The sequence below is a fragment of the Desulfovibrio sp. genome, assembly GCF_047607245.1.
Taxonomy (GTDB): domain Bacteria; phylum Desulfobacterota; class Desulfovibrionia; order Desulfovibrionales; family Desulfovibrionaceae; genus Desulfovibrio.
Genome location: NZ_JASGDK010000117.1, coordinates 1 through 19,180, shown reverse-complemented (window position 1 = coordinate 19,180; position 19,180 = coordinate 1). Strand labels below are relative to the sequence as shown.

17 protein-coding genes and 1 pseudogene are annotated in these 19,180 nt (G+C 57.4%); 1 reads left to right on the top strand and 17 read right to left on the bottom strand.

Annotation, left to right across the window (positions count from 1 at the left end):
• A pseudogene (locus QM579_RS09650) lies at positions 1-194 on the top strand (hypothetical protein); the annotation flags it as partial.
• Positions 195-822: 628 nt separating this feature from the next.
• On the opposite strand, the gene ldhH reads toward QM579_RS09650, so the two are convergent.
• The 17 genes from ldhH to QM579_RS09565 form a co-directional block, all read right to left on the bottom strand.
• Entirely contained in the window at positions 823-2,973 is a 2,151-nt protein-coding gene (ldhH, locus tag QM579_RS09645; RefSeq protein WP_414998948.1) for an L-lactate dehydrogenase (quinone) large subunit LdhH, read from the bottom strand.
• Positions 2,974-2,976: 3 nt separating this feature from the next.
• Positions 2,977-3,609, bottom strand: coding sequence for a LutC/YkgG family protein (locus QM579_RS09640; RefSeq protein WP_414998947.1), 633 nt, complete (start codon positions 3,607-3,609; stop codon positions 2,977-2,979).
• Positions 3,610-3,694: 85 nt separating this feature from the next.
• The gene (locus tag QM579_RS09635; RefSeq protein WP_414998946.1) at positions 3,695-4,990 is read right to left on the bottom strand and encodes a heterodisulfide reductase-related iron-sulfur binding cluster; all 1,296 of its coding nucleotides are present in this window, start codon (positions 4,988-4,990) and stop codon (positions 3,695-3,697) included.
• An 8-nt stretch (positions 4,991-4,998) separates the two neighbouring features.
• Positions 4,999-6,384 (bottom strand): FAD-binding oxidoreductase, encoded by a 1,386-nt coding sequence (locus tag QM579_RS09630; protein ID WP_414998945.1) that lies wholly within the window; start codon positions 6,382-6,384, stop codon positions 4,999-5,001.
• A gap of 349 nt (positions 6,385-6,733) precedes the next feature.
• Positions 6,734-6,901, bottom strand: coding sequence for a hypothetical protein (locus QM579_RS09625; RefSeq protein WP_414998944.1), 168 nt, complete (start codon positions 6,899-6,901; stop codon positions 6,734-6,736).
• A gap of 34 nt (positions 6,902-6,935) precedes the next feature.
• Positions 6,936-7,436 (bottom strand): flagellar assembly protein FliW, encoded by a 501-nt coding sequence (gene fliW / locus QM579_RS09620; RefSeq protein ID WP_414998943.1) that lies wholly within the window; start codon positions 7,434-7,436, stop codon positions 6,936-6,938.
• Positions 7,415-7,651: a carbon storage regulator CsrA gene (csrA, locus tag QM579_RS09615; protein ID WP_012625619.1), complete on the bottom strand. Its 237-nt coding sequence runs from the start codon at positions 7,649-7,651 to the stop codon at positions 7,415-7,417. The genes fliW and csrA overlap by 22 nt, the downstream gene beginning before the upstream one ends.
• Positions 7,652-7,663: 12 nt before the next feature.
• The gene (locus QM579_RS09610; protein ID WP_414998942.1) at positions 7,664-9,199 is read right to left on the bottom strand and encodes a flagellin; all 1,536 of its coding nucleotides are present in this window, start codon (positions 9,197-9,199) and stop codon (positions 7,664-7,666) included.
• An 8-nt stretch (positions 9,200-9,207) separates the two neighbouring features.
• A complete protein-coding gene (gene flgK, locus QM579_RS09605; RefSeq protein WP_414998941.1) occupies positions 9,208-11,355 on the bottom strand; it encodes a flagellar hook-associated protein FlgK in 2,148 nt (715 codons plus the stop codon).
• 3 nt (positions 11,356-11,358) lie between these two features.
• Complete coding sequence (locus tag QM579_RS09600) at positions 11,359-11,826, bottom strand: flagellar protein FlgN (protein WP_414998940.1); 468 nt, start codon at positions 11,824-11,826, stop codon at positions 11,359-11,361.
• A gap of 126 nt (positions 11,827-11,952) precedes the next feature.
• Positions 11,953-13,779, bottom strand: a complete 1,827-nt coding sequence (locus tag QM579_RS09595; RefSeq protein ID WP_414998939.1) for a rod-binding protein — start codon at positions 13,777-13,779, stop codon at positions 11,953-11,955.
• Position 13,780: 1 nt separating this feature from the next.
• Positions 13,781-14,893, bottom strand: coding sequence for a flagellar basal body P-ring protein FlgI (locus tag QM579_RS09590; protein WP_414998938.1), 1,113 nt, complete (start codon positions 14,891-14,893; stop codon positions 13,781-13,783).
• A gap of 229 nt (positions 14,894-15,122) precedes the next feature.
• The gene (gene flgM, locus QM579_RS09585; protein ID WP_414998937.1) at positions 15,123-15,446 is read right to left on the bottom strand and encodes a flagellar biosynthesis anti-sigma factor FlgM; all 324 of its coding nucleotides are present in this window, start codon (positions 15,444-15,446) and stop codon (positions 15,123-15,125) included.
• A 3-nt stretch (positions 15,447-15,449) separates the two neighbouring features.
• Positions 15,450-15,938 (bottom strand): DVU0524 family FlgM-associated protein, encoded by a 489-nt coding sequence (locus QM579_RS09580; RefSeq protein WP_414998936.1) that lies wholly within the window; start codon positions 15,936-15,938, stop codon positions 15,450-15,452.
• Positions 15,939-16,023: 85 nt separating this feature from the next.
• A complete protein-coding gene (locus QM579_RS09575; RefSeq protein WP_414998935.1) occupies positions 16,024-17,403 on the bottom strand; it encodes an MFS transporter in 1,380 nt (459 codons plus the stop codon).
• Between the two features lie 70 nt (positions 17,404-17,473).
• Complete coding sequence (locus QM579_RS09570) at positions 17,474-18,964, bottom strand: MFS transporter (RefSeq protein ID WP_414998934.1); 1,491 nt, start codon at positions 18,962-18,964, stop codon at positions 17,474-17,476.
• A partial coding sequence (locus QM579_RS09565; RefSeq protein WP_414998933.1) for a methylenetetrahydrofolate reductase occupies positions 18,961-19,180 on the bottom strand: 220 nt, incomplete at its 5' end. The genes QM579_RS09565 and QM579_RS09570, both read right to left, overlap by 4 nt.

Here is a 19,180-nt window from a genome sequence, read left to right as displayed (position 1 = left end):
ATTGCCTTGGCCTCTTTGAGTGCCTGGCCATCTTTTTTCGTATCCGCCAGTTTGTCGAAAAGGGACGCGCTCTTAGTGAAGCCGAAGGCCGGGTTTTGCATTATTTTGAAACCTGCGGTGAATGGGAGCCTCAAGATTCCACAGTCGTCAGCCACTGGTACTGGTGGCGCATTCCTTCGCAGTTTTTGCAATAGCACACTCCTGCGCGGCAATGCAGACAGCCCGCTATTGGCGGGTTTCTGTATATCTGACTGTTGACAAGCCTGCACGCAGCTTGCCCTTACGGTCGCCATATCGGCAAAGTCCTCCCCTTGCGTGGACATAGCCGCTCTGTTTTTCCGCGCGCTTGAGCCGATTGGCGGCACACAAAAGGTCCGGTCTTCGGGTGCGCCTTATGACGCCTTTTTGCCAGAACTTCAACACACATCAACCCTACAGCTTCGTCACTTCACGGCCTTGCCAGTGCCGCCTCCAGGGCTCCTTTCTGGCAAGAGCCCCCGCAATCTTCAAGCCTGGATCATGCTTTTGCCGGGCTATTGTTGTCCACACGCCACTTGGGTTGCACAATGCATGACACAACAAGCAACTCGCGTGGGTGTGTTGCGTAAATATCCGCCCGGCTTGCAGGCTTGAACCAAACAACGGCACAATGTGATGCACGGTAGCGCTGCTTTAAGAAGACCCGTTTCAACTAGCGGGTTTTGGGGCAGATTACCGTTGCAATACTCCAGCGCTAAAAAGCTTAAATGATATGTAAAGCCATACGAAGAAGCGCCGCTTTTTCAAGCGGCGCTTCTTCATGTCAGATATGTTGAACGAGTCTTATTTTTTCAAGTTGTCGGCCAGCAACTCGGAGATGTGGTCGACCTTGATCTTCAGGCCCTGCTTTTCAGCACCGCCACGCAGCTGCATGACGCAGCCAGGGCAGTCCACAACCAAGCGGTCAGCCCCGGTGGCCTTCATGTTGTTGACCTTCTTTTCCAGAAGCTGCGCCGAGATTTCGGGGAACTTCACAGAGTAGCTGCCGCCGAATCCGCAACAAACTTCTTCTTCATCGCAGGGCACGTATTCAGCCGCATCGGCAATAAGGGCACGAGGGGCTTCCTTCACGTTCAGGCCACGGCAAAGGTGGCAGGAAGCGTGATACGTGACCTTCTGACCAGACTTGTGGAAGTCTTCTGGCTTAAGCCCAAGCACATCATGCACAAAGGAGCTGAAGTCAATGACCTTGGCCGCAAAAGCCTGGCCTTCCACCAACGCGTAGTCCTTGTCGAGAATCTGCGGATAGTGGTGCTTCAAATGCCCGGCGCAGCTCGCGCAGAGCGTGATGATGTAGTCATAGTTGCCGCCGCGGAAAGCAGCAATGTTCTGCTTGGCTACATCAATGGAGGTTTTGCGCTGTCCCATCATTTCCAGGGGCAGCCCGCAGCAGGACTGATCCATCGGGAATTCCACCGCCACGTTTTTGGCGGCCAGAATCTTCACGCAGGCTTCCAGCTGTTCAGGATAGATGAAGTCCTGAGCGCAGCCGCTGAAAATAGCCACGCGCATGACAGGATTCTGCACCTTGGGCGCGATTGCAGGCCAGCGGTCGCGGAAGGACTTGTTGGCAATGGCGGGCAATGCCTTGAAGTTGTGCTTGCCCATAAACACCGCTGGCAGATGCCGCTGGAACTGGGCGCCACGGGTAAAGGGCTTCTGGGCGAAGCTGGCGAACTTGAGCAGCTTGTGGAAGAGCTTGCGGTTCTTCATGACAGCTGACAGCAGGTTGGCTTCAATGGGAGCGCCCTGCTCTTCATTGAGGCGCGAACGGATCTCGCGGATGAGGCGCGGCAGTTCGATGCCGCCAGCGCACACATTGGCGCAGGATTCGCAACCCATGCAGTTCTGGCTCAGAATACGGGCGCGTTCCTTACCGTGGAAGAAGTAGGTAAGGATAAGACCGATGGCGCCAATATAGATGTAGCCCATCTTGTGGCCGCCCACGAGGCGGTACACGGGGCAGACGTTGGCGCAAGCGCCGCAGCGCACGCAACGGAAGATCTGCTTGAACAGCGGATCCTTGGCGATTTCGGTGCGGCCGTTATCCAGAAAGACCACATGCATGATCTTTTTGTCGTCGGCATTGGCGGCACAGGGACCCGCGCCACACATCCAGGTGACGTAGGAGGTGATGCGCTGGGCAGTGGCGTTACGGGGCAGCACCAACAGAGCCGTAAGGGCATCGTCCAGCTTGGCGACAAGCTTGTCCAGACCGGCAATGGCCACATGCACGCGCGGCAAAGTGGTGACCATGCGGGCATTGCCTTCGTTGGTCACGGTAGAAACAGCGCCGTTTTCAGCCACAGCGAAGTTACATCCACTGATGCCCATATCCGCAGCGATGAACTTGCGGCGCAGCTGCACGCGGGCCACCTTGACCAGGTGCTGCACGTCCGAATCCTGTTTCACGCCAGTGGCCTTGGTGAAGTCGTCGGCCACCTGATAGCGCGAAAGGTGGATAGCGGGCATGACCATGTGCGAGGGGCCTTCATGCCGCAACTGGATGATCCATTCGCCGAGGTCGGTTTCGTCCACGATGAGGCCCTGGGCCTCAAGGGCCGGATTCAACTCGATTTCTTCAGCCGTCATCGATTTGGATTTGACCACGCGCTTGACGTTGTTTTCCTTGGCGATGCGCGAAATGATCTCGTTGGCTTCGGCAGCGGTGGCGGCACGGTGCACGTGCACGCCGCGCTTTTCGGCCTCGGACTTGAACTGGTTGTACAGTTCTTCCATGTGCTGACAGGCGTAATCCTTGGCATCAGCTACTTTGGCTATGAGACCGCGCTCGTCCACTTCCTTGAACACGGCCTCGCGGTTGGCGCGGTAGGCAACAGCAAAAGTGTCCAGAGTGCGACGCAGAAATTCGTCGTTAAGGGCTTCGTCCAGTTCCTTGTGGTAGCCAGAATTGCTTTTAAGGGCGTCATGCATGGGTTAGTCCTCCAAAAGAATGATGTGGAGTTCCAGCGGGCCATGTACGCCCACGGCGGCCACACGTTCGATGTCAGCCGTACGGCTGGGGCCCGTCACCATCGTGGTGTAGGTAGCAGGCGCCGAACTCATGCGCTCGCGCAGAATCTGGGCAATGGACGGCAGATCGGGGTAAATGTCGGATTTGCGCAGGAGGATCATTGACACCTCGGAAATCATGCCCGTCAGGCGCACGTCTTCCTTGTCGGTGTCGAGCAGACAGGTAGCGCTGGCGGCCACTCCCACGATGCCCGTGGAAAGGCCCACGTCAATGCCGGCAAGATAGTTGCGCAGCCCCTCGCGGATGCAGAGAAAGCCCTTTTCCTCACAGGCGGCAGCCAGGGTGGCAAAATCCGCATCATTAAGTTCCGGGGCGGCAACCACACGCTGCACGCGGGTGGGCACATTGTTGGGGCTCAAAGGTCCCTGGGCGACGCCGGGGGCATCAGCCAGAAGTTCAGAGGGAGCTTTGCTGGCGCAAACATCCACAACATATTGCAGGGCTGCGGCCATAGTGGGCACTTCCTGCACCACCGCGCTGACCGCCGCGGCCTTGGCGGCGAAAGCTTCGACCAGTTCCTGATTCACAGGGGGCATACTATACTCCTTTTGGTCATCTTGGTTACGCGGGCGTGCCGCGTCACTCCGGCGGAGAAGGATATTCCCCGCCGGAGCGGCCGTTCTATTTCAGGCTTTCAGCGTATATTTCCACCGTATGCATAACGCGCACACGGTCCTTATTGTGCGAAAGCACGTCCTCAAGCTGCATCATGCAGGCAGGACAACCGGCGGCCACCACTTCAGCCTGGGAGGCTACAACATTGTCACGCTTGCGCTGTCCGATCTTGCGTGAATAGTCATAGTGGAAAAGGTTGAACGAGCCGCCGCAGCCGCAGCAACGGTCCGGCTCTGCCATTTCCACTACTTTGTAGGCAGGGTTGGCGGCCATGACAGCACGAGGCTGGCTGACCACACCCAGAGACTTCTTGAGGTGGCAGGAATCGTGGTAAGTCACAGAGGTTGCGTTGCCAGCCGGGGTTCCGGCAGGCTGCACCTTGAGTACATCCACGAGGAAGGCGTTAATATCCATAGCCTTGGCGGCCAGCTGATCGGCCTTGCGTTTCTCCACAGCGCCGATACGGCCAGCATAGCGGGGCCAGAGTTCTTTGACAGTGGAGGTGCAGGAGCCGCAGGGGCTCAGAATGTAGTCAAAGTCCGCGCCGTCAAGGGCCTTGAGATTGACCTTCATCTGCTTGACCATGCCGTCGGCATCGCCGGAAGACAGGGCGGGAATGCCGCAACAGGTCAGCCCCTTGGGCATGAAGACAGCCACATTGTGATGGCGAAGCACCTTGAGACAGGCTTCAGCCATATCAACATACATCTTGTCGCCCATACAGCCGGGGTAGAAAGCCACCTTGATGCCGCCGGGCTGGCGGCGCTCATCCAGCGCGCCGTGGCGGACGTGCAGGGGTTTTTTGGCCAGAGGCCGCATATGGCGGTCGCCAAGCATGAAGTTGAGCATGGGAGCGCACACCGTGCCCTGCGGAGCGCCCGTGCTGCGGAACATGAGGCCCTGCATGGGAGCACCCACGCGCATGGCCAGGTTGAACACACTGGGCTGCGGCAGCAACGCGCGGAATATCATTTTCTTGACCGGATGCAGGCCAAGATAGGCATTGACGATTTCGCGCGCTTCCATAAAGACGTCCATAATCTGAACGCCGGGAGGACAGGAAGCCTGGCAGGAGCCGCACAAAAGGCAGCGCCCCAGTTTGTCGGCTACGGCTTCGGGGTCCTGAATCATTTCGTGGGCGAGGTTGTCAATAAGGGCCAGCTTGCCGCGGGCCACGTCGGCTTCCATGCCGGAAGCCCCGAACATGGGGCACACGGCCTGGCACATGCCGCACTTCATACAGGCTGTAATCCTGTCATCCAGCGCCATAAGACGCTGCGACAATTCGTGCAGATTGCTCATGTAGGCTCCTAGATTCCCACCAGCTTGGTGGCGTTGAACAGGCCCTTGGGATCAAGAGCGCGACGCAGCCGCTGCGAGAACAAAATGGTGCCGCGTGAAGTTTCTTTTTCCATCCATTTGGACTTGGCCGTACCGATGCCGTGTTCGCCAGAAAGGGTGCCGTGCAGCTTGAGAGCAACATCGAACATTTCGTCAATGGCCTCTTCAACGCGATGGAATTCGTCCTTGTCGCGCTTGTCGCAAAGGAAGGTGGGGTGCAGGTTGCCGTCGCCAGCGTGACCAAAGGTACCCACTTCAAGCTTGTGCTTGGCGGCGATTTCGTTGACAGCCTTCATCATGGCGGGGATCTGCGAGCGCGGCACAGTGGCGTCTTCGAGCACGGTGGTGGGCCGGCAGCGGGCCAGCACGGGCAGAGCCATGCGGCGGGCTTCCCACAGCTTGAACTTTTCTTCGGCGTCCTTGGGCACATGCACGGCGCGGGCGCGATTGGCCTTGAGCACACGTTCCACGGCTTCGGCATCGTCCGCCACCTGGGCGGGGTGTCCGTCCACTTCAATCAGCAGAATAGCGCCAGCTTCACGCGGCAGGCCAGCCTTGGTGTAGTCGTCCACGCGCACGATGGTGTTGTTGTCCAGAAGTTCAAGGGTACAGGGAACCACGTGAGCGGCAATAATGCCAGCCACAGCTTCGGCGGCGTCCTGTACTTCGTCGAACACGGCCATAAGAGCCTTGGAGGCCTTGGGCGGGGGCACAAGTTTGAGAATGGCCTGGGAAATAATGCCCAGCGTGCCTTCGGACTGCACCAGCATGCCGCCGAGGTTGTAGCCCGTGACGCACTTGACCGTGCGCGAACCGGACTTGACGATCTCGCCAGTGGCGTCAAAAAATTCAACGCCCATGAGGTAATCCTTGGTAACGCCGTACTTGAGGCCGCGCAGGCCGCCTGCGTTTTCAGCGATATTGCCGCCTATGGTCGACACAGCCTGAGAACCCGGATCCGGAGGGTAGAAAAGATTTTTCTTGGCGACTTCAGCGGCGAACTGGGCGGTGATGACGCCAGGCTCAACCACGGCATAAAGGTCGTCAGAGTTGATTTCGATGATGCGGTTAAGGCCGTTGGTCAAAATGACAACTGTGTCGGTATTGTCGGGGATGGTGCCGCCGGACAGATTGGTGCCCGCGCCGCGAACAGTCATGGGAATGCCGTTGTCATACAGCTTTTTTACACAGACGCCCAACTGTTCGGTCGAAGTCGGACGCAGCACAAGAGAAGGCACAACCGGAGTGAGCACCGCCGAGTCATACGAATAGCTCTGCCTGTCAGCCTCTGAGCTGAACACGTTTTCCTTGCCAATGAGGTCTTCAAAATCCCTGATCAACGCCTGACTTGCCATGAGGCCTCCTTGAACGTCTGTATGGTGGGGGTGCAGCGCGCGCCCCACTCGCCAGCCCGGGACACACCGGACACTGTGCGATTGGTTGCCCAATCGGTTAGCTTTTCTACGAGAATAAAACCATATATCTGTGATTACCAGCCTTGCATAGGGGATTAGCCAAAAAACTTTGGTATCACTAGCAGAACTGTGCGTGAAAAAACTCCATCCACAGGGCTCTCAACTGTAAAAAAATGGAACAACGTGCGGAAATAAAGAAGCTTTCAAAAAACACGAATTTGTAGCTCATACGGCACAAAAAAGAAATATTTTTCTGCGCCAGTAGCCTCGCTGCTGCTATTATATTTTTCTAAATATAAATAAGACCGGGACAAGCCTCGTCAACAATGGCGCACTGGCTTTGCGTTTTACCCCTGTGGCAATGCAGCAACGATTCTCCAGAGATCACCAATGACAATTTGCCTGAAGACCCGGCGCCCGAAAGAAAAAGGCCGCCCCTTTGGGCGGCCTCGAACATGTTTTGAGTTTACGGCACCGGGCCGCCAGAAGCATTACTCTGCCGAAGCCGATGCATCTTGCTCTTCAGGCGAAGTTTCCCCAACAGGTTTGAGACTGTGCATATAAACCTGCTGTGGGCCATCTGCGCACTGAGGCACCTGCAGGCCCATGCGCGCTTGGGAATTGATGACAATGGGGCCTGCCAGATTGAGCACCGCCGCTTCAGGCTGACCAGCGGGAATGGAGACTGTCACCAGAACCGCTGTTTCACCCAGATCTGCAATTTGCAAAAGCTGCTTTTCAGCTTCCCCCACAGCGGGCACATAGACAGTTTTGTCCAGGAAGCTGTAAGGATCAGCCACCAACAGCCCCACCGTCGGGTTGCTCGTACTCTGCAGGATAAGCAGAGGCGCTTCGGGACGGATTTGCAGCAGGATGAAATCTCTCTCATCCTCAAAGCCGGCCAGACCGCGGGGAAAATGCACAACCTTATCGGCATCGATACTGCGCCGCCCAAGGCGGGTATCAATTTCTATTTCTTTGTTTCGTGCCATAATTCAGCAGCCACCATCAGGTCGTTGTTACTGGTTTCAAGGGCGCGTCGGTTTTCTTCCACAACTCGCTTGTATACTTCTTCCCGGTAAACGGTGGTGTCGCCCGGCACTTCCAGGCCAAGCTTGACCTGTTTGCCCTGCATACCCAGAACGGTTATGCGAATGTTTTCGCCGAGATAAAGGCTTTCTCCCGGGCGGCGCGTTAATATCAGCATAGGTGCTACCTGTTATATGTACTTGGCAAGGCTCAGTTGCATAATCATCGACGAAGACTGAAGCACAGTCTGGTACGTCAACTGCTGCCGCGTGAGCTTGGCCAACAGCTCGGTAAGATCAATGTCCTCAGTATAGCTTAATCGTTCTTCCTGGTCCACCCTCTGAAAGCTCAACACGTCCTGAGCCATGCTGACGCGGTTTTCCAAACCGCCGATGCGGGCTTCTTCACCAAGAATATTCTGCTGTGCAACTTCAATGGCGGCAAGGCTCTTCTGGCAACCTTCCTGATTATTGTTTTCGCAGTAGGCAACAAAGTCGCCCACCACTTCAAACAGATTGGCACTGCCCTCAAGGGCAGGTTGGCCCTGATAGTAGCCGCCAAAAATATCTTTGCCCACATTGTTCACAGAAATGTAGGTGCCCTTCATGATTTCCAGATTAAGATTGGCACGTGCGGGATGTATCAGCATCTGGGTTCCCGCATCAATGGTGGTAGACGCAGCCGGAGGTGTGGCGTCCATATCCATATAGCCGCCGGGCACAGGCAAGCGCACAGTGCCAGATCCAGAAGTCTGCGCTGTGGCCGTTACCCAGGTGCCGCCGCTGTCAAGACTGTATGAATAGTTAAAGGACGTGCCCGTACTGCTCAGGTCCACAGTGCTGTCCATACGAACCAGCACGTTGTTGCCGAACACACCGCTGGCCGACGTTTTAAGATTGGCCGGTCCACCCATAACGGTCATTTCCGGCGGGGGATCGTTGTCGTCGCCCTGGTACACCGCCGTGGGGCGGATATAGACGAGGGTGCCGTTCTTGGCCCCGGCCCCAAGAGTTGTATCCGCAGCGCTGACAGCTATGTTCTGATCCATAGTCATAGTCACGCCGTCGGCCACCAGTGTACGGCTGCCTGCCGCAACAGTTGCGGTTGTCCAAGTTTCACCACCGTCCTTGGACCAGCGATAGTTCAAGGGGTCGACGCCAAGGGTGCCGTTACTGACAAACTGCACCATCATCGAAGAACTGCTGGCTCCATCAATGGTGTAATTGCCCTGACTTATCTGGCTGTCCCAGTTTGTATCCCAACTGGTCAGGGCCAAGCCTTGCTCAAAGGCGTTCTGGTCATAACGCTGGCCGCCAAAAATGCTTTTATCATTGAACTGGGTATTGGAAAGATTAAGAATCTGACCAAAAATTTCCTTGGCTTCCGCAGCGATAAGTTTGCGCTGGTCAGCTGTCGTTCCTGTGGAGGCCTGTTCCATCAAGCTCTTGAGCTTGGTCATGGTCGTGCTCAGTTGCGTGCCCAGCACATCGTCAGCCAGCGAGAGCCACCCTTTGGCAGTATCGCAATTGGTCTGATACTGCTTGGTGTCGCTGATGTCGTCTCTGGTCATGAGAACACGGTAGGTGCCAGCAGGATCGTCAGATGGACGGTTGATCTTTTTCTGCGTTGAGCCCTGCTCGTTGCTTTCCATATATGCAGAAAGATTCTTCTGCATCTGCCCAACCATTGTATTATACATGGAGCTTTGGGTAACTCGAATAGCCATAACAGCTCCTATTGCTTGAGGCCCAGCAGGGTTTGCAGCATCTGGTCGGCGGTTGTGATAAGCTTGGCCGCCGCCGTGTAAGAATGCTGGAACTTGATGAGATTGGACATTTCTTCGTCCAGGTTTACTCCTGTGACTGAAGTAACGCGGTCCTCAAGATCGGTGGTCAGGGACGTGTGGTATTCCGAGTTTGTCTTGGAAAGCCGCCTGTCCGAACCAACCGTGGTCACCAGGGTTGCGTAATATTCGCCAAGGCTCTGATTGGACGAGGTTTTCCAGGTGGTGGAAATGGTCACGTCCTTGTTGGCGAGCGCTCCAATGGCTGTGGCTGTGGAGTTGTCGCCCTTGTTGGCCTGATTCTGGCCATTTACGGCACCAGCAGCGATCAGGTTGGCATTGGTGTGCAGCTGGCTGTTAACAGCCATATTGGTAGCGCTGTCGCCCGTGAAAAAGGCGTTGATGCCCAGAGCAGCCATAAGCCCCGTACTGTCCATCCCCATGCCGAACTTCACATTGCTGGCCGGATTGGCCTCAATGAGCAGCTTGCCATCCTGAATGCTCGCCTTGAGCATGTTGGTGCCCGGCGCGCTGCTGTCAGGAAAGCTGCTGTTTACAACATCACACACGTCCTGAAGGGTGTGGTAGGCAGGGTCGAAATTTACCGTGCCGGGAGGAGTGATGGAACTGAAATCCAGCGTATTGCTGCCGGAAGCCGTTTTGTGAAGGTCTCCGGTGGTCTTGTCGTAAAAATATATGCTCAGGTTGCCGCTCTGCAGTTTGTCGGCATACGGCAAAATCGACTGCGGCGAGCCAAGTGGCTGCTGCGTGCTCTGCACCTGCTGCGTACCCTGGGCATAGGTCAGCAGTTCCGTGCCAGTGCCCTGGCTGTGCAGGCGGTTTACTTCCCAAATCAATGAAGAAGCCACTGCGTCCAGCTCATCAAGGTAGCGGCCGCAATTGTCGTCGCGCACAGTGTAATAGGCAGTCAGCTTGCCACCAGTGACGCGGTTCTTGTTTTCAGAACCGTCAAAGTATGTCTGCGGAGTGACATTCTGGGGGCCACGGGTGGGCTCTATCCAGTACAGTCCACTTTTGGGCGTTATGTCGAATTTGTCCCCGGCATCAAAGTTTTGCCCGTCTGTGAAGGATATTTTCAGGTTTTTCACCTGTACCGGGTCAACCTTGCCGTCGCCGTCAACATCGGTAATGTTGTAATGCAGCTCTGTGCCGCTCTCGTCACGCAGCCACGTTTTACCGCCGTCCAGCGACACGCGGAAACTCGGAGGCGGGGTATCGCCAACGCTGCCGCCATTAATAACTTCAACGGTGTACTCGTGACTGTCTGTGCCCTGAAATTCAATATTCCCCTTGTAGGTCGAATCAACCTGAAGATTATTTTCAGAGCGCGGCCCCATCACCTTAAGTTCATTGACGTTCTGCCCCTGCACCAGCGGCTGCCCGGTGGAGAGCTGCACAGTGAAGTTGCCCTTGCCGTTGTCGACAGTTTCCACATCCACAAGAGTGGCCAATTCGCGCACCATCTGGTCGCGCTGGTCAAGCAGGGCATTGGGATTGCTCACACCGTCAACGGTAGTTGAAGTGATCTGCCTGTTAAGGTCGGCAATGCTCCTGGCCAGAACGTTGATCCGGTTTACAGACTGATTGATGGAAACATCCATCTCGCTCTGGATAGCCTTGAGCCCATCCGCCGTACTGCTGAACATATCGCTCAGGTTATCAGCATTGGAAAGCAGGCTTTCACGATAGGCACTGTTGTCCGGCAGCTGTGTAAGATCGCTCCATCCCTTGAAAAAAGCGTTCATGGATGAGCTTATGCCAGACCGGTTGGATTCGTTGAACAGGTTTTCCACCGAACTGAGCACGGTATCCTGCGCTGTCCAACGGGAAGAATTGGTGGACTGCCGAACATAGGAGCGCTCAAGAAATGCGTCAAAAAAACGCAGAATCTGTTGCGCGTTGACGCCCATGCCCTCTCCGCCGGGCTTGGCGGTAAGGGTGCCTGCATCGCGCTGATCCACATACCGGCGGCTATAGCCCTCGGTATCGGCATTGGCGATATTGCTGCCAGTGACAGATATCCATGCCTGGGAAGCGTTGAGGGCCGTCTGGCCGATATTGAGCAATCCGTTAAGCATGACCTAGAGCCTCCCTGAAATAAGCGCCGCCTCGGGATGCGCATGCGCACGCATGCCCCCCCGGCGGCCATATGTCTCGGCCTTGGGCGGCATGACCTGACTGGTCAACGCTTGAAGGGTGCGGCTGCTTTGATCCAGCAGAGCCAAAGAAAGCTGACTGTTACGCGTGGCCTGACGCGACACGCCCTGTTCCGCCTTGTCGATGGTGGTCAGCAGATCAAGCAAAGCATCACCTTCGGCTTGCGGCAGATTTTCGGCGTACTCCTTGACGCGCATGCCCGCCAGGGCCTTGATGACTGTGGCTTTTTCTACCGCCAACTGGCGGATGAGTTCCTGAATGGCGAACTCCAGCGCCACCACGGCATCCGTGTCATGGCTCAGCAGAACCTGGTATTCTTCTTCCATAAGTTCACACAGCAGGACCAGAGCCTTGCTTTGACGCATCAGGGATGAATGGACTGTCGTGTACATAATAGACCTCGCTGGGCGGCCTGTGGCTTATGGCCCGCAGGCAGAATCTGCCGCCCCGCTCATAACAAAGCAATTTCCGTGCCCATATGGGGCGGCAAAAACGGTGGTCTGGCCGCAAAGCCAGCGTCAGCGCCGCAGATCCATAGCCGTAAGGGGCGGAATACCATAGCTCTCAGGAACCTGAACCTGCTGAACAGGCTGCGCGGCCTGCGCCGCTGAGGACGTCAAGGGCGCGATAGGTGCCGCTGGCTGACCTGTCATGGGCTGCGCCAGAGGCTGTATTGACTGCGCTGCTGCGGGTTGTGCTGCGGCGGCAGGTGTCTGCGGCTGCCCCGGTGCGGCCAGAACGGGCTGGCCTGCCTGCTGGGCATGATAGGCCGCCAATCCGGCTCCCGCCCGGCTGTTGGGGCCAGCGGCGTCCACATTACGGTTGCGCAGTAGGTCACTGCCGGAAGTCTTGCGTTGGCTGGCAGGCATATTGGTGGTGTAGCGCACCTTTTGAAGCTGCGGCTGCTGTGCGGCCTCGTGCCCTGCGGCAACGGGCTGCGCGGCGGCAGTCTGTGCTGACAGCGCAGATCCCTCGGCGGGCTGCGACGCCTGTGGCGACCGGGCGGCATTTTCCACAGCAAGATTATGCAGTATGTCGCTGCCGGAAGTTTTACGCTGGCTGGGCGGCATATTGGTGGTGTAGCGAACCTTCTGGATATGCGGCTCCTGCGCGGCGTCCTGACCTGCGGCGACGGCCGGCCCCGGAGTTATGACGCCCCCGGCGGGCTGCGCAGCCTGTTGCGGCCTGGGTACAGGAATACCAGCTTGCATGACTCCCTGCGCGCCAGATTGGATTTGAGCCTGAGCCGATACCTGGCCTGCCGCCTGCGCTGTTGTTTGGCCCATCATCTGGCCCCCCGCCTGCTGGGGCTGCCCCATTTGCATGGCCGCCTGCATGGCTGCGGGTGTGCCCATGCTCTGGGCCATACGCATTTGCATGTCCAGTGCCTGTCCGGCATTGGCAGTCTGCACCGCTTGGTCCACACGGCCAGTTGCCGCAGCACCCATTTGAGCGGAACCAGCCTGCCCGGCCAGAGTACTGGGGCTGTGCGCAGGGCCGTTAAGATGCGTACGCGGCAGTACCGCGCGCGCGCCTACCTTGCTGCCCGCCTCAAACTGGGCCGCGCGGGCAAGGTTCAGCCCCGTATTCATGTTGGGTGCGCGCTGCTCCCCTTCCTGACGGACGCCAGCTTCCTTGCGCGAGCGCAAGGCGGCCAAAGCCTGCTCCACTTCGGGGGGAGTGGCAATGGCAGGAGCCTGCGAAGCGGGTTGCCCCGCCGCAGCCAGCGCGGCTTCGGCAGAACCAGTGCCGCCGGGCATTACCTGAAGCTGCATGGATTCACCCACATCCTGCACAGGAGCTATGCCGTCATAAACAGAAGGGATGGGCGCATTGCCACGCATGGCTGTATGCCCTGCCTTGCCCTGTGATCCGTTTTGTCCTTCAGCGGAACCTGTCGCCTGACCTTCCTGCGGTATGATGGAGGCAACCTGCGGCACAAAACCCGGCGCGGAACTTGCTTTGGCCGAGGCCGTACCACGGCTGGCCGAAACAAGATCACGGGAAAGCTGGGCATACATCATATCAGCCAGGCCAATACCGCCCGCCGCGGTCATAGATTTGGCCAGCTCCTGATCATACATGCTCTGCCAGTACTGCTCTTCGCGTCCCTGAAGCATATTGGTCTTGGGCAGGGTGCTGCGCATTTCCTGCCACATTTTCTGAATAAATATGGATTCAAAGCCTTCGCAGGCTTCACGGAGCTTCTTTTCTTTCTCCGCTTCCGTCATTTTTTTGCCATTGAGGTTGCTCACGCCCGCCAGGCGGGACTGGAACTCGCGGTGGGACACTTCGGACCCGCTGGCCTCATGCGGCACAAGACCTGTGGTAAGAGGCGAGGTCATGTTAGATTACCTCCAGCTCCGCCAACAGCGCACCGGAAACCTGCATGGTGCGCAGGATGGAAATAAGGTCGCGCGGGGTGGCCCCGATGGAATTGAGACCGTCTACCAGCTCCTGAAGAGTGGCGCCTTCAACGATGACCAGATGACGGTTTTCTTCACGCACATTGGTTTCCGTGGTGGGCGTCACCACTGTCTGCCCCTGCGAGAACGGGCCAGGCTGGGACACCTGCTGGCCTTCCTGCACGGTTATCTGCAAGTTGCCGTGGGCCACCGCCGCGCGCATGATGCGCACATCGCGGCCAAGCACCACGGTGCCCGTCTTTTCGTCCACAACCACCTTGGCGGCTGTATCCGGGCTGACGTCCAGATTTTCTATGGAGGCCATAAGGGGCACCATGTTGTGACGGTACTGGGGCGGGATATCCATTGTGATGGACATGTCGTCAACAGCGCGGGCAAAGGGGCCGCCCATGGCGCCGTTGACGCGTTCGGCTATCTGCTGGGCAGTGCTGAAATCCGCCGTGCGCAGGTGCAGGGTGAGCTTGTCCTGCTGATTGAATTCAAAGGGAATGCCGCGCTCAACAATGCCACCGCCGGGGATAATACCCACGGTGCTGATATTCTTGCTGACGCTGGCCGCCTTGCCCTGGCTGGAAAACCCGCCCACAGTCAGTGAGCCCTGAGCCAGGCTGTAGATCTTGCCGTCAACGCCCTTGAGGGCCGTTTGCAGCAACACGCCGCCCAGAAGGGATGTGGCGTCGCCCACAGAAGACACAGTAACGTCAAGACTTGTGCCCGGCTTGGCAGAGATCGGCATGCGTGCCGTCACCATAACGGAAGCCACGTTCTTGGTCTTGAGCGCTGAGGAGTCCACGCCAATGCCCATGCGGTCCATCATATTTTTCATGGAACTCATAGTAAAGACTGAATCTTTTTTATCACCAGTGCCCGCCAGACCCACCACAAGGCCATAGCCTATAAGCTGGTTGTCGCGAACACCGGAAAAGTTGGCAATATCCTTAATGCGCGCAGCCTGTGAGGGAAGCACCATGCTGATGAGCAGGGCGGCGGTAAAAATCCACAGGGTGGGATTGCGCAAAATTGTCAATTTCATGGCGCTGACTCCTTGCCGGGATACCGGCACAGCCTGTTTTGCAGAAACCGTGCCGAACGCCCTGAAGCCTGCGCCGTACAAGTGTGGCTGGTTAAAAACGTCAAAACCCCGGCCGCGCTCACGGGAGCGGGCCGGGGCCTATAACTGTCAAATCTGGTCAGACGGGGTGAGGTGAAGCCTGCCGGAAATGGCGGCGTGAATGCGAAAGGTCTATGCCGAGGCTATAAAGCTATATCTGAAACAGGCCCGGTTCTTCACGCACGAGGTTGGCGGCAATGAGCTGACTGTCCGGCTTATAGGTTCCGTTGGCTACCTGAATGCGCAGCGCCTCAACCTTATCCGAGCGTACGTCCGGCGCACTTTGGGCGGCGCGGCGCGCTTCCGTCAGCAGCAGGGCATCCTGCGAAACGCTGACTGTATCGCCTTGCGGGGCTTCCGTGCCTGTGCCTTCGGCGCGTGCCTTCAGGCGCGTGTCTGTTCTGGCTTCGGCGCTTTTCTCCAGCCCGGCGGAATAAGGATCGAAAAAGCTGTTCGTCGTATTCTTGATTTCCATTTTCTACTCCGCTGACGGCGCTTCCGCACCGCCTTGTGCCGCCGGTTTCACAAAACTTCCGTCTCTTGGCGGCTCTTCCAGCATACTTTTGTCTACCGTGTCGCGGGTGATGCGCCACAGGGCATGTCGTGTTTTTCGCTGCAAATCCTCGGGCAGCGGCTGCATGCCGTCCGGGCCTTCACCCACGATGTGCAATCTCTGGCCTGGCGGGTAGGTGAAGCGTACTTCCTGCCCCACTTCCTTGCCCAATTCCTTGCGGATGTTCTCCACCACGGGGTTATCACTGCCTGTAAAAAGCAGTGCTTCATACAGCTCGCGCGCCACTTTTTCAACGCAGGCGTGCCTATGGGCTGCCGGATCGGGATCATCCGGCGCATCGCCATGCGCCAGCCTCATGCGAACCCTGAACCGCGCAAGACGCCGGGCAGCCAGCAGTTGCTGTTCATACCCCTGTAACATCATGCGCAGTTTTGCGGAATTGGCGTCGGCCATGAATGTCTCCGTCCTTACTGCTTGTTCGGCTGCCCTACAAAAAACTTTAGACTTTTTTCTGCCCCGCAATACACACTTTTTTCACTTATTTTCTGTTGCGCGCCAGCACGCAGCCCACAGCCAAAAGATTCAGCACACCAAAAACCACCAGATCAACGTGCATGCTGTCCATAAAAGCGTCTATGGTCTCCGGCCCTGCGGGCTGATCTCCCAAAAAGAACCCCAGGGTCAGGGTGATGACCGCCATATTCACAAGCTGCCCGCCAGTGCGCACAGCTCCGGTCAGGCCAGAGGCCTGCCCCACATGTTCCGGGCCAGCACTTTCGAGAATAATAGTTGTGTTGGGCAGGGCAAAAAGGCTTATGCCCACGCCAAGCAATCCCTGGGCAGCCAGCAGCACGCCGATGGGCGAATCAATTTCAAGAAAGGCCGACGTCAAAAGGCCCAGGCCGCATAGCCCCACGCCCACGGCGCTCACATGGCCGGGGTCGAATTTGATGCACAAGCGGGCCGCCACCGGAGTCATCAGAGCCTGCACCAGAGACTGCAAAGCCAGAAACATGCCCGCCTGCTGCACGGTCATGCCCAGGCCGAACTGCAAGTACAGGCTGAAAAAGAACAGGATACCGAAAAAAGAACTGTAGTTGATAAAAGCCGCCAGCGAGGACAGGGCAAAAACCCGGTTGCGCGCCAGCAGACGAATATCAAGAATGGGAAACTCGCTGCGCAGTTCCTTGAAGCAGAACAGCACCATAAGGACGATGAACGCCGCCAGCAGGCAACCCGCCATGATGGGGTAGTCTGCCAGTTCTGACGAGCCGAAGGTCAGCGCCGTCATGGCCAGCCCGTAAATTATGCAGCCGCCCCAGTCAAAGGGACGGCCCTTGGCAGTTCGCCAGTCCAGCTTTACGCAATACTTCATGAGCAGAAGCACGCCAAGCGAAGTGAGAGCATTGCCCCAGAAGAGCCAGTGCCAGTCAAGCCAGCCCGCCACAAACCCCGCCACAGGCGGACCGCAGGCAATACCCGCGTAAACGGCGGAGCCACTGTAGCCAAGGTAGATGGCCCGTTTGCCAGCAGGTGCAGCCGATGCCAGCAGGGCAAGGCCACAGGCGTTGAACATGGCCCCGCCAACGCCCTGTATAAAGCGCAAGCCTAAAAATACTTCCACTGAAGTGACAAATCCCAGTAAGGCTCCGCTTATGCCAAAGATGGCGGTGCCCCAAATGAAGATGCGGCGGTATCCCAAAATATCGCCAAGACTGCCGCTGGCAAGCTGAAAAACGGCAAGGCCCATAGCATAGAAGGCCCCCATAAGCCCAAGTTCCTGCACGCTGGCGTTCAGGTCTGCGCCCATTGGCGGCAAAACCGCGTTCACGCCAGCCATCATGAAGGGCATGCAGAACAGTGAGGTACAGACCGCAATCAGCAGCCAGCCGTGGCCTTTCTCGATGGATGATGACATGGCGAAACAGTATCTCCGGGTATGGGGCTGATCAACACAGGGGCGTCATAAAGCAGGCAAGGTGGAACAGTCAGGCAGCGCTTCGGGCCTTACGGAATATATGGTAACGCACAAGTATGCATATCAGGGCCAGCGCATTGAGCAGGCCGAAAATTTTTAAATCCAGATGCATTGCGCTCATAAAACTGCCAACTGTTTCGCGCCGCACAGACTGCCCGTGCAGAAAAAATGACATGGTCAGAGTGATCAAAACAAGATTGAAAAGCTGCCCGCCGGTGCGTACCGCACCGTTGAGGCCAGAAGCCTGCCCCACATGATCCGGCCCGGCGCTGCCGAACATTATTGTGGTATTTGGCATGGCAAAAAAACTGATGCCAATGCCAAGCAGAGTCTGCACCGCCACAAAAAGCCATATGGAAGAATCAAGACGTAAAAGGGTTGCGGCAAGCACTCCCTGCCCGCACAGGAACACACCGATGCCGCTGACCCAGCCCGGTTTTATTTTCAGACACAACCGCGCCGCCAGCGGCGTGGTCAGTACCTGCACGGCGGATTGCAGAGCCAAAAGAAAGCCTGCCTCCCGCACGCTCATACCCAGACCGTAGTGAAGATACAGGCTGAAAAAAACCACCAGGCCAGACAGGGAGGCGTAGTTGACCAGTGAGGCCAGGGCTGACAGGGCAAATATTTTACTGCGGCCAAGCAGACGCAGATCCAGCAAGGGAGCTTTGGCGCTCCACTCGTACAGACAAAATGCCGCCAGCATAACACCAAACGCGGCCAGCAGCCCCCAGGCCGGAAGAGGCCTGTCTGCCAGCAGTGATGCGCCACACGTAAGCGCCGTCATACCAAGACCGTAAAGGGAGCAGCCCTTCCAGTCAAAAGCACGGTCTGGCGTGGGCCGCCGTTCAAACTGCACAAAAAAATTCATGAGGCAAAGCACGGCCAGCGCCAGAAGGGCATTGCCCCAGAATAGCCAGCGCCAGCCAAGGCTGTCTGCCAGAATTCCGGCGACAGCCGGGCCGCACGCTACACCCGCAGAAATTGAGGCGCTGCTGAAACCAAGATAGACCGCACGGCGGCCTTCTGGCGCGGCTGAGGCCAGCAAGGCCAGACCGCAGGCGTTGAGAATCGCACCGCCAACTCCCTGAAGAAAGCGCAAGGGAAGAAGAAGATCAACGGAAGGAACAAAACCTTGAGCCGCGCCTGTCAGGGCAAAAAGCGCCGTCCCCCACAAGAAGATACGGCGGTAGCCCCAAATGTCGCCCATACTGCCGCCGCCAAGCTGAAACATGGCAAGACCAAGCGCATAGGCTGCGCCAATGAGTCCCAGTTCTCTTGCGGTGGCGTGCAGTTCTTCCCCCAGCAGGGGCAGCACGGCACTCACCCCCGCCATCATGAAGGGCATACAAAACAGGCCCGCGCAAACGGCCACAAGCAGGGGGCCGTGTCCTTTTTCCACGTATGCCGACATAGGCGCAAAACTATACCGGACGTACATCCTGGTCAACGAAAACACGAGGGCCCCGGCGGTTTCGCCGGGGCCCGAAGTTTGCGTCACGCCCGCAAAAGGCCGGATTCTTCAGCCAGCCGCAAGCACATGTCGGCCTTATTGAGTGTATATAGATGAACCCCGGGAGCACCGTTCTCCAGCAAAAACTGTATCTGGCGCACCGCAAATTCCAGCCCGACCTCACGCACGGCTTCGGCTCCGCCCTTTTCATTGGCCTTTTCAAGGTCAAGGTACAGTTTGCCGGGTATGTTCGCACCGCAGAGT